Genomic DNA, 12250 nt, shown 5'->3' with positions numbered 1-12250 from the left:
GTTTTCTGCATTTTTTTCAAATTAACTTACAGGTAAAAAAGAACCTCCATCTCCACTTTGTTAGCGGATTTGGAGGTTTTCTTCGTTTGAATTTTGGAACTGGCCTATTCATGCGAACACTTTTGGGCCAGCCTTAGCTATTTGGCTAATCATATTGACAGATTACATCACCCGTTAAACGGGCCGCTCAAACCTTCGGGGATTTATGCATACTACAATAAGAGGCTAAACATCATACTCCAATTGTTTTCTTGCCTGTACAATAAAATCAACCGGCGTCGGAATGGTCTCGGGATTATACTCGACGGCTCCTATGACAAGCTGGAGATCGATTTTGTATTTGTCGGCAAATTCTACAGTGTTAAATGTAATAACTTTCTCCTTCAACCGCTCAATAACTACATTTGCCCCTTCACGGTTTGTAAAGAGCAGCAAACCCCATGTCGGTTTTTCCGTATCAAGCATATACAAGGAATCATTCATGCGAATGCTGTTCTCACTTATTTTAGAGATGTCGCAGATCATTTCCGTCATCTGCTCTTTACTAACCATCCGTCTTAATTCATCCCAGTATCTCACATTCATTACTAATAAGGTAAGCGGGATTTGATAACGGGTAAAAAGAGCCATAAATACGGTAGCATCTTTTTGGAACGAACGGCTGTTTTTCAGATTTGTATTTTCATCCATAGTGGCCAGGGAAGCATTTGCCTTTCTCAGATGTTCGTTTTCTCCTTGAAACTGTCTGTTAGCAAGAGTCAGCATCCATATGACAACGGTAAATAAGGGGGTCATAATAAGCCAAAAGTAAGTATGGCCTTCGACAAGAGCTCCCACAACGACAGTCTGATACAGAGTAAAGGTACCATATCCAAAAATAAACAAGATGTTCAAAACCAGCCCGGTTATCAAAGTCGTAAAGTAAGTTATGATTGCAATTAAGAAAGCCGCATTCAAGAACACAATATTCTGGATATACCGGTTGGGGTCGCCTGCCGTGAACACGATGCTGATAAAACAGATTACAAACAGCAGCAAGAAGGCACTGTCCGACAGCAGACTACTTTGATTTCGTTTCATCGTTCTCCCTCCCGGTTTCTTCTATATTTGCGGATCATCAGAATCAGCGATACCAGGACCAGAACCATAACCAATACGGCAGCAGCTATAAAGCCAAACACATCCCCCCGCTGCATCACTTTATCCATAATGCTCGAGGGCTCTTGTTCCGCCTCCTTCTTGAAACGGTACGGATTTATATTTCCGTCCTTGTCCACTGCAACCCCGTCTCCAAATACCTTCCATTTTGTGCTTTCGCTCGTTATAAGTTTGGAAGCCAAGTAATAATACTCGGAGCCGGCCCCTGTTATAGCAAGTAAGCCATGCCCTGATTCATACGGTGAACGAATCAATTGCAGTGTGCCTATCCGCTTGCCGTAATCGGTATCAATACTCATTTTTTCGTTAGACTGAAAGCTGCTGCGAGCTTGATCGTACTGAAAATAAAGATGACTGTTGTTCTCCCGGACTATTTTATTGTTCTGATAAGTTCCAATGGCTATAATATTGCGTTCCTGCAAATCACTTGAGCTTGTACTGTCTCCGTAGAAACGGACATTCCCCGTATTTCCTTCCGCATATTGGCCCAATAGATTAAACACGTTCGAGAGTGTCAAGTATGTATAAGCATCATGTTCCTCGGGCAGTATGACCCCAACCTGGTTGAAACTGCCGTCATGCAGGAACGGGTAGGGGTAGTTGTCAAACAATAAATCCGTCTTGTCTTTCGTGTGCAACTGCAGCATCGTATCCTTCGTAATAAAGGCCCAGGGAGTTTCGTCCTGAAGCTGAATGCATCCGGCGTCCTTCAACTCCAAATCAAAGGCGACCGTAACGGCAAAGTTGCCTGTAATGTTGAGATTTTTTGGAATTGGTAAAGTGACGGCATCACCATCGGCCAGTTCTGAAGTTAGTTTTTTGCTGCCAATAGGCGTATTGTTCACCAGCACTGTGACCAAGGAACGATCAAAGTCGAGGTTTTTGGCATAACGAAAATCAAGACTGACCTTGCTGGCGTCTGCAAGAGAACGGTTGGCCGGAAGCGAAACAAAATAAGTCTTCTCCTGATGCATCCAGCCCTTCAGTTCATCGCCAGTATCGGTTAATTTCACGTTTTTATTAATGCTAACCTCGGCTGTCGTTACATCCGTTTGATTATCTACAACTTTAGTGCTGCTGTCTAATTGTCTCATTAATTCTTGGTTGGCTACCAGGCGGCCTGCTTTTACCAGCAGGTCTGGATTTTGGGATGTCAGGACCAGTGTCGGCTGTTTATCTTTGTTCATCATTTGGATTAAGGCCTTGTCATTTAAGTCCTGGGATTCCAGCATGCCTTTGATATTAGCCGGCAACTGATCGTATAAAGCTACTGCTACGATAGCCTTTTTATCATTTAAGTTTTCATTGCCATATGCGATTATCGGAATCGTCTTATCTTTTAGGCTGTTCGTTTTGGCGAATCCGGATAGGGCATAGACCGCTGCTTCCAGTTCAGCCGGATTGCCCTGTTTAGGTACCGAAATTGCATTTTGACCGGTACTCACAGTATCCAGGCCTATGAAACGCCGATTAAAATCGTTAATACTCCCGTTCGGTGCCTCATTCGTATAGTGCACAGCTACACCGGAGGTACTGTATATCTGGAACCAATTATCCCGGGCCTCCGGAGGCACGCAGACTTGATACTCGGATACGGTCTGAATATAACCTTCAATGGTCAGCGTGTTTTTGCCTTTAAGGATCAGTTCCTTGGGCACTTTAACTGTCGCCTGCTGTTTCAAGTCCTCGCCCACTACGGGTCTGAAAGAATGAAACTTAGTTCCATTCATTGTTAATGTAATGCTGGACCGTTCAGTCCGCGTTAAGGGAGACGATTTATAATCCAAGTAAATAGATACGTCACTTACTTTCCAATAATCTTCCGTTTGAAAATGCACCTGTTTGGATGCTCTTACACCCGATAGGCCAATATCGGTATTTGTAAAAGTCGTTTCGTAGGTCAAATTATCAGACGATGTCTCGGCAGCCCAAGCCTGGCCGAACTGTACGAAAACCAAGCACAAGCAGGACATGCATATGATAATGAATCGTTTATTCACGTTCTTCTCTCCTGTCTTTAATAACGTTCGGTTTTGTACCATTTTACTTCCCGTTTGAATATTTGGTCTTTCAGGTAAGTATAGAAGCCGTATGCGGCAACAACCATCCATAATTGGCAATACGAAACATACATTAACATGATAATCCAAATATTTGATAGGCTCATTTCTCCTTTTTCCGTTATTATGGTTATAAAAGTTCCTACGACAAAAAGAATAATGGCCAGAACCCATAATAATAAGCTGAACCCGGCGATTGTTGTATAAACATAACCCAAAGCATGTAGTATAAGCAGGAGATCGGACATTACCAGTGAAGTCAGCAGCAAAAAATAGATGGATAAAAAGTAAAGAATATCGAAACGAATGGTTGATGCCGAACGGTTAAACAATAGGGGCAGGTTTTTCAAAATTACATAAATGTTTCCTTTTGCCCACCGTGTTCGCTGTTTGAACCAAACCTTGACGGTCTGCGGTTCCTGTTCCCATGTGACAGCCTTCGGCTGAAATTTAATGCGGTATCCCATCATGTAAATGCGAAAGCTGATTTCCGTATCTTCCGCAATCGCCTTTACATCCCAACCTCCAATCTGCTCCACGAGATGACGCCGCATGATAAAGTTGGTCCCCGGAATCGTACACAGCTTGAACAGCTTCCACCGACCCGCTTGCGCCATCCATTGAAAAGATAACGTTTCAATATTAATAAAACTCGTTAACAAGTTGCTATTGCGGTTACGTGTCCTGAATTTACCGATGACCGCACCCAGTGATGAGTCATGCATAATTTCACCTACCAGGTACCGCAATGCCTGTTTTTCCGGTGTATTATCCGCATCGTAGATGGCAATCAGTTCGCCTTTGCTTTGTGCAAACCCGATATTTAAAGCATTGGACTTGCCCTTGCCGCCTGTAACTCCATCCGTATTGATAACGATCAAGTTGCGGTGAGGATATTTGTCCTGCAAATTACCGAGCAGTACGCTGCTATTGTCCGATGAGTTGTCGTTGATCACTATAATTTCATACCAGTCATGGGGATAATCCAGAGCCAATAGTGCTTCCACCGTCTGGGTAATGACTTTTCCTTCGTTGTGGGCCGGGACCATGATCGAGACGAAAGGTGCTTCTCCCGTAAATCCCGGTACTGATTTGCTGTCACTTTCAATGTAGTAAAGGTAACCTGCAATGATCAGGACCACATTCACAAGCAAGAGAGACCAAATACAAATAACCGCAATCAGCATAAGAATATCTGCAACCGTCATAGCTGTCTCCTTATTTGAAATATTTACGTTTATACAGCCGATGCCCGATGATGATGAAGATTCCGAATGCAATAAGCGTCATAAGAATGAAGGTAATAAAGATCTTGTTTTGCACGTTAAATAGCGCCGTGAAACTCTTTTGCTCCTCTTGCCTATAAGTATAGTCGGAGCTGATGCTTTTGACGGAGTTATTCAGATCCACATTATGACCATTAATGAGAAGACTGCCGTTGCGTGAAGAAATGGTATTCGCTTGCGTGCGGACCTCATGATATCCATATTTATAGTCGGCAAATGTTATCCAGCTATCAACAAGCTCCTGAACAGCCTGATCAAGCTGCGTTTTGTCCTTGAAGAAATCATACGTAATCGCCATATTCATGGGGAACTCCCCAAGAGCTTTGCCACTTCGTTTGAATTGCTTCAGAAAACTCATCTTTAAGCTGTACATGGAAGAAGTGAACGGCTCCGACGAATCTGAGCGGGATTTATACATCAGCTTCTCATTTGGAAACAATATTCCTGAGTTAAAGAAGCCCATTGCGTCAGCGGTATATTTCCGGTCATACGACCAGTACATTTCCACCCCCATTCCCAAAGGAGCTATCCCGTTATCCGCCAGGACATCCACAAAAGACTCCATCTGAGCCTTCAGGTTCTGGTCATTTTGACTGATGGCTGATGCTACAACAGGAGCGTTAACCAGGATACTTCCATTTCTGGCCTGTACATATTTAAGCGTTTCTAGGTAACGTTTCATAGCGGGATAGTCCGTATTGCTGAATACAGGCCTGATACTTACGATAAAGGGTATGCCTGCATCGTAAAGTTTGTCGGCTAATTGTTCAAGCCGCCTGAGATCCGAGAACGGGTAGACTTCTTTGAATATGAGATAGGTATGTTTCTGCCCGTCTGCATGAAGCCAATCCTTTAATAGGAAAGCCATTGCCAGCTCGCTAAGATTTCCTTGTTCGAAATAAGGTATATACGCAAGACGGTCATCCCGGACGGCGTAGGGAGACTGTTTGTCCCCGCCAGCTGACGATATACTTCCATATGCCGTACCAGAAGCCTGTACAATACGGGTTATGTTATGGACAGGAAGCGCGAAGGCTGGGAGAACTGGCCGATTGAGAGCAGAACCGTTTCCTTGTCTTCTGTCCGGGTTTGAATGTCCATTTGGGTCTTTACCTTTTCCGGAATATGCGCTCCAATGTGCAGGTAGCTACCTTCGAAGGTTTGAAAGTCGCTTATATACTCTTGACTGATAATGGCCAGATCATCAGCATTCCCTATTCCGATTACATTCGTGTACTGCTGTAATGTCCCTTTTTTATAGCTGTTAAAAGTTGTGAGGGTTACCTTGGTCCCGTAGGATGCAAGCAGGCGTTGGATCGCCTCAATATTGCCTTCCCGGGATGTTCCCTTTGCCAGGCTGTCGTAGATAAGCAGGACATGTGCCGGCTTCTGCTCTGCTGCCTGAGCCCATGAAGGAGGCAGCATAAGCAGGGCGGCAAGGAACAGGATCAACGTTTTTGTTATTTTTTTTGCGAACATGCTAATCTCCACCTTGTTTCCTCGCCAGGATATAAAATAGGTTCCTGCCCTTGTTCATTGCGCCATAAACGGCGACGGATAGCATCGGACAGGGCTGCGAATGTAACCATGTCGAAGGCTGCTGTAAATAGGAATTCGTGCTTAGACAAATCAGCATCTCCTGCACCGATAATTGAAACCATTACACCGGAAAGTCCTATCAGGATCATGGTTACGATGAGAGGTAACCGCAAGACATGCCTTTTATGCCTGGTTTTAATGGCCGAGATAAAAGATGGCATATAAAGGCCGACAACCAGACATATCCATATGACAACAAATCCGAAGGTTTTGGGAGCAAGGGCTTGTTTTATCATACTGTATCCGGAGAAGAACTTCGTCTGGGCTCCAAAAGATTTTCCTGCCGATTTTTCATAGTTGCCCATCGCCGGAGGACGAATCGTAAATGCATTCTTGGCAGCCATGTCAAGCATTTTACCGGCTTGTCCCGGATGAGTGATGTAATAACCCAGAATCGATCCGAACCCGGATTGACTGTAGAAATGTTTTTCAAGTATTTCTGAATCGACATCCACTGTTGTATAGGGATCGTAATAAATGCTTCTATCCAAAACCGCGAACTGCCTGTTTATGCCGAAATTCCTAAGCGCAATTTCAGGGTCCGGTGCTTCCATCATGACTCCACGGGTCATTGCATGGTATTTATTAATGTTCACAAACTCTTTTGGAATCAAAAAATAGGTTCCTAAACCGGCCAACAACAAGGAAACAAGTGAGGAAGCCATTAATATGCGAAAAATTTTTTCTTTGCGGATAAAAATCAGAATGATTCCTGTTACTGCAATAATGGTGCCGACCGGAGCATTTTGCTGCTTACTCGTTGTGAGCAGAAGACCGCTGAAGACGAACACGGCTAACAGAAAATAGTCATTATATCTGTTCCGATAGAGCAGCAAACCGGAGGCGAACATGAACATCATCATGATTAAGACGATACTTTCACTGAAGAAAGAACTAAAGAAGGCCGTATAAGCTGTGTCCCCAAATATAAAAATGGCGATAAGTGCAATAGGATAGGCATATTTTGCAGGAGTCTTCCAAGTGATGCACTCAATGAATAAATACACGGCAATTGTATAAAGGATGGTAAAAATGGCCGTTTGAACCCGAATGTCGAATACTTGATGATCAACCAGCTTATTTATCCAGACCGCCAGGCGGATAAATAAAGACTGGGATAAGGATAGAGTGGCACCATTTTCATTATAATATTGAAAAATTCCGTATTATTTTACAAAATATCCCAGATACTGGCTGTCGTAATCAGGAGCGTTGAAATACAGGCCGTTGCTGTACAGAACGCGAAAATAATCCCCGTTATCCGCCATTCCGATATAAGGCGGCACAAATAATGCAATAGCCGTTATCAGGAATACACCGGCTGCTGCCAACAGAGCCGGCTATACATACCGGCTTAGCGGCACAAGTTTGCACCGCACATATATTTTTGTCCCGTTGACTGACATGCTTACCTTCCTTCCGTTCTCGTTTGCCAGTTAACCTTATCCTTGTTTTGCTGGATTTTATGGATAATGTCGAATTAGATCGAATTTTGTCATACCCTTACATACAAAAACATACCCTGCCAAAGCCGTAAATCTTAATTATCAAACATTCACTGAACATTTTCTGAACAACTGTACTAAAACCTGCTCCTTTTACACATGAATATATCGATTATACCTCTCTTGTCTGATTTTAAGATTCATTTCATCAAAAAAATAATTGACAATTAAGTTACAACTTGTATGTAAATGAATAAAATGGATGTTAAAAGATGAATTTGACCGGGGGGAATAGCAGGCCTATAGGGTCCTTCAAAATAGGCATAAAGTTTTCCTATCCTGATGCACCGGGATAAGCCCGCCCACGTACAGTAAAGGGAGAACTTTTTTTTGGCCATTTTTTTGCGTTAGGGAAACAAAAATGCGCAAAGGAAAGAGGGGTGATTGAGTTGAAAAAGCACCGTGTCTCATCCTCCATCCGGCGTTTTTTATATATGATTCTATACTTGTAGTTGAAGCCACCGCTTACTCCAATCCGGCGGATTTTAGGATATAAGTTTCAGCCGGGCCTGAGACGGGTGCGGGTGTTAATATTTCCTGGGAAACAGACCCTTTATAGCCGATCTTCTGAAGGCTGCGAGGAATAGGGATAATGGAATGACTCCCTCGCCGGGGTAAAGTCGTTCATTGTCTTTAACCTCTTCAACCGGCACATCGGGTACATCGTTCAGATGTACATGAACAATAAGATCCGGACGGAGCTTAAGAAAGATCTTCCTCTGTTTCTTTATTGGTATACCAATGAAAAGTATCTAAGAGAGGGCCGACATTACGCTGATCTATTGCTTCAATCCAATCCAGTGTGCTTGCAAGGTTCCAAATGAAGGAATACCTCCAGGCAGTACGCAGATGATGAGAGCCCACGTATTCCAGGCCCAGCCTGGTCTAAAATTCCGGGCGCAGGGCTGTCGCAAGTGCCATAAAGCGGGCAGAAGGGTAATCGGTGGAAGGAAGCACATAGGTGCAGCATTATGTACAGCCGATCGAGCGGGCTGCCTCCGCCTCATTCTCTCATATTCAGCCGTATCATATCTGAGAGTTTAGCAATTAGCTATACCGGATTTTAGCTTTCTCTTATCCCATTTTGCTCTCGAACTGCCCGCATTTTGTCCGAAAACGGATATTTTTGATTGTCCGCAAGGTATGCTATACTAATGTATCGAGCGACACGTAAACTTGTATGAACTGTGGAGGTGTGAAAACACAATGTGTGGCATCACCGGTATATTATATTTTGAAGATAGAGAACCCTCACTCTCCATGCTTCAACAAATGACAGACGTAATTCACCACCGGGGACCTAACGATTCGGGTTTCTGGACGGGGAATCGTATTGGATTGGGCTTTCGCAGATTATCCATTATCGACCTTGCAGAAGGACATCAACCTTTAAGTAATGAAGATGAAACAGTATGGCTTGTATTCAATGGAGAAATCTACAACTATAAATATTTGCGCAATATGCTGATTGAACGAGGACATCAGTTTAAAACGCATACGGATTCGGAAGTCATTGTCCACCTCTATGAGGAATACGGTGAGGAATGCGTCAAGTATTTGCGGGGCATGTTTGGATTTGTCATCTGGGACTGCCATAAAAAACAGCTTTTTGGGGCAAGAGACCACTTTGGCATTAAGCCTTTGTACTATCATACTTCGGACAAGCAGTTTGTATTTGGTTCCGAAATCAAAAGCCTTCTGGCGTCAGGCCATGTGGAGCGCAGGGTAAACAATCAGAGCTTGATGAATTACCTCACCTTCCAATATGTTCCTGACCCGGATACAATGTTCGATGATATCCATAAGCTCCCTCCGGGACATTATATCCGTGTAAGTTATGACGGAACCAAATCTATTCACCGATATTGGGACCCGATGTTTGAACCGGTTGAGCGGTCTTTCGAGGATTATGTGGAGGAAATCCGTGAAACCCTCCGCGATTCTGTCTCCCACCATCTTGTCAGCGATGTGGAGCGGGGTTGTTTCCTGTCCAGCGGAATTGATTCAACAGCAATTGCTACGCTAATCAAAGAAATCGAACCTTTGCGCACCTTCTCGGTTGGCTTTGAGGGAGCAAATAATGAAACCATTATTTCCAAACAGACGGCCGAAGCCATCGGCACCGACCATTATGCAAAGATCATTACCCAAAAAGATTTCATGGATTCGCTCCCGAGTGCCGTTTGGCATCAGGATGAACCTGTTGCGGACCCGGCGGCCATCGCATTGTATCATGTGGCTAAGCTGGCCAGTGAGCATGTAACAGTAGTATTGTCCGGGGAGGGGGCAGACGAGTTGTTCGGCGGATACCGGATTTACCATGAACCGATGTCCCTCCGGCATTTCGACTATCTGCCGCTACCGCTCAAACGGTTTCTGAATCGTATAGTGCGCATGCTGCCTGACGGAATGAAAGGAAAGAATTATCTCCTTCGTGGCACCACCCCTCTGGAAGAACGTTTCCTTGGAAACGCGAAAATCTTCAGTGAGGATTTGAAAGCTGATGTACTTAGTTTAGACCGGGAACTGCTCAAAACATATAAAAACCCTTTCCAGATTGCAGATCAATACTATACCAAAACGAAACATCTGGATCCGATAACCCGGATGCAGTATATCGACATGAATTTGTGGATGCCGGGAGACATTCTTATGAAAGCCGATAAAATGACCATGGCTCATTCCTTAGAACTCCGTGTGCCGTTCCTTGATACCAAAGTGTTCGAGCTGGCCAGCCGCATTCCAGCAAAATACCGGGTTACGAATGAGACGACCAAGTATGTATTCCGTAAAGCGATGGAAGGTATTATTCCGGACTTTATTCTGAACCGTCCAAAGCTAGGATTCCCTGTTCCTCTCCGGGACTGGCTTAAAGGTTCGCTGAACCAGACCATGTTGGAACAAATTAAGGGAAGCGGGATTCATTCATATATCAACATGGAAACTGTGGAAAAAATGGCGGAAGCACACCGCAACGGCACCCAGGATTATGCCCGGCACCTCTGGACCATTTATATTTTTGGATTATGGCATATGAAATACATGGAAGAGGGTCCTGCGTTGGCAGCCGCCAATTTTTGAAACATAGAAGCATTTGCATGATTTCTTGCAGTCCCTGACTTTCACCGGAAAAAAGCTTTGTTCTAACGGGCGCTTGGGGATTTATTACAAAATGCCAAGCTTTTTTTCCGGCCGTAAGGCCCTGAGTTCTACATGGTTTTTTCCCAGTGCAGGGGTTAGATCCCCTCGCCGGGAAAAAGCTGTTTAGGCAACTAATAAGCTTATCTATCATGAAGGAGGTCGCAATGGGAACTTACAAGCTGGTGGCACTGGATATGGATGGTACTTTGCTGACTGAGGAGAAGACAATCTCCAAGGCGAACAAGGAGGCGATTTTCGCCGCTTTGGACAAAGGGGTGACGGTTATTTTTTCAACAGGGCGAGGAGTGCAAAGCATAACCCCTTATGCCGAGGAATTAAAACTGGAAACACCATTGGTAGCAGTCAACGGAAGTGAGGTATGGAGTGCGCCTCATAAGCTGCATAAACGAACTTTGTTTCAGGCTGATGTTATTAGAAGGTTGCATGCCCTTGCCCTTAAAAACGACAGCTGGTATTGGGCCTACGCTGTAGACGGACTATTCAACCGGGATCAGTGGACGGACGATCTGGACGGGCAGCAGTGGCTTAAATTCGGATATTATACCGAGGAAGAAGATAAACTGAAGGCCATTCGTTCCGAAGTAGAGAAGTGGGATTTATTTGAAGTAACGAATTCCCATGTATGTAATATCGAGCTGAACCCGAAAGGAATCAGCAAGGCAAGTGGCGTTGAAGAGGTTTGCAAGATGATTGGGGCTGATATGTCCCAGGTGATTGCTATGGGGGATAGCCAGAATGACATCGCCATGATCCGTTTTGCCGGATTGGGAGTAGCCATGGGCAATGCCCAGGAGGAAGTTAAGCGGATTGCGGATTATGTAACTGCAACGAACGAGGAAGACGGGGTAGCCCGTGTCATTGAGCAATTTGTGCTAAATGCATAAGAGAAAAGGCTTCACTCTGCAAAAATTTTCCTTACTGAAATTTAGAATAAGGTCATGAAGGAGAAGAAACCGTGAGCATACTGGGCTGGGTGCTAATTATCGCTTTGTTTATCATTGGCATGCTGGGTACGGTGTACCCGATTTTGCCCGGTGTGCTGGCGATTTACTTAGGTTTTTTGGTATACGGATGGTTTTTTAGTTTTGAGCATCTGGGTATATGGTTTTGGGTCATTCAGACCGCCTTTGCCCTTGGAATTATTATTGCGGATTATTTGGTAAGCGCTTTAGGGGTAAAAAAATTCGGCGGGTCCCGGGCTTCTGTTGTCGGAAGTACAATCGGACTGATTATTGGTCCTTTTGTCATTCCTGCTTTCGGATTGATTATCGGTCCGTTTTTGGGGGCAGTGATCGGAGAATTATCTCAAGGGGTGCCCCTTCAGACAGCGATAAAAGCCGGTGCAGGATCTGTTGTTGGTTTTTTCTCCAGTGTGGTAGTCAAAGTACTTTTACAGACTTTCATGATCGTGTTGTTTATCGTGTGGCTATTTATATAAACGAAGAAATTTGCCTATCCTACATACCTATTTTTAATTGCC

Annotated in this window: 8 protein-coding genes and 1 pseudogene; 3 read left to right on the top strand and 6 right to left on the bottom strand. The window is 44.3% G+C overall.

Features of this window, described 5'->3' with window-relative positions; translation table 11 throughout:
* Positions 1 to 225: 225 nt before the first annotated feature.
* From BXP28_RS11075 to wsfD, 6 genes and pseudogenes are all read right to left on the bottom strand, one after another.
* Positions 226 to 1080, bottom strand: coding sequence for a diguanylate cyclase domain-containing protein (locus tag BXP28_RS11075; protein WP_023483269.1), 855 nt, complete (start codon positions 1078 to 1080; stop codon positions 226 to 228).
* Positions 1077 to 3158, bottom strand: coding sequence for a cellulose biosynthesis cyclic di-GMP-binding regulatory protein BcsB (locus tag BXP28_RS11070; RefSeq protein ID WP_036654874.1), 2082 nt, complete (start codon positions 3156 to 3158; stop codon positions 1077 to 1079). The genes BXP28_RS11075 and BXP28_RS11070 overlap by 4 nt, the downstream gene beginning before the upstream one ends.
* 17 nt (positions 3159 to 3175) lie before the next feature.
* Positions 3176 to 4426 (bottom strand): glycosyltransferase family 2 protein, encoded by a 1251-nt coding sequence (locus BXP28_RS11065; RefSeq protein WP_023483271.1) that lies wholly within the window; start codon positions 4424 to 4426, stop codon positions 3176 to 3178.
* A 10-nt stretch (positions 4427 to 4436) separates the two neighbouring features.
* Positions 4437 to 5372, bottom strand: a complete 936-nt coding sequence (locus BXP28_RS11060) for a DUF2334 domain-containing protein (RefSeq protein ID WP_023483272.1) — start codon at positions 5370 to 5372, stop codon at positions 4437 to 4439.
* A gap of 140 nt (positions 5373 to 5512) precedes the next feature.
* Positions 5513 to 5983: a hypothetical protein gene (locus BXP28_RS11055; RefSeq protein WP_023483273.1), complete on the bottom strand. Its 471-nt coding sequence runs from the start codon at positions 5981 to 5983 to the stop codon at positions 5513 to 5515.
* Positions 5965 to 7389, bottom strand: a pseudogene (gene wsfD, locus BXP28_RS23445) (glycan biosynthesis hexose transferase WsfD). Before wsfD ends, BXP28_RS11055 begins: the two are co-directional and overlap by 19 nt.
* Before the next feature lie 1425 nt (positions 7390 to 8814).
* On the opposite strand from wsfD, the gene asnB reads away from it, so the two are divergent.
* From asnB to BXP28_RS11035, 3 genes are all read left to right on the top strand, one after another.
* Entirely contained in the window at positions 8815 to 10689 is a 1875-nt protein-coding gene (asnB, locus tag BXP28_RS11045; protein ID WP_024094872.1) for an asparagine synthase (glutamine-hydrolyzing), read from the top strand.
* A 224-nt stretch (positions 10690 to 10913) separates the two neighbouring features.
* The gene (locus BXP28_RS11040) at positions 10914 to 11654 is read left to right on the top strand and encodes a Cof-type HAD-IIB family hydrolase (protein ID WP_024094871.1); all 741 of its coding nucleotides are present in this window, start codon (positions 10914 to 10916) and stop codon (positions 11652 to 11654) included.
* Between the two features lie 71 nt (positions 11655 to 11725).
* Entirely contained in the window at positions 11726 to 12208 is a 483-nt protein-coding gene (locus BXP28_RS11035) for a DUF456 domain-containing protein (RefSeq protein WP_023483277.1), read from the top strand.
* The last annotated feature ends 42 nt before the right edge of the window (positions 12209 to 12250 follow it).

This window comes from Paenibacillus larvae subsp. larvae (assembly GCF_002003265.1).
In the GTDB taxonomy this organism is placed as follows: domain Bacteria; phylum Bacillota; class Bacilli; order Paenibacillales; family NBRC-103111; genus Paenibacillus_H; species Paenibacillus_H larvae.
This window is presented reverse-complemented; position numbering and strand designations above follow the sequence as displayed.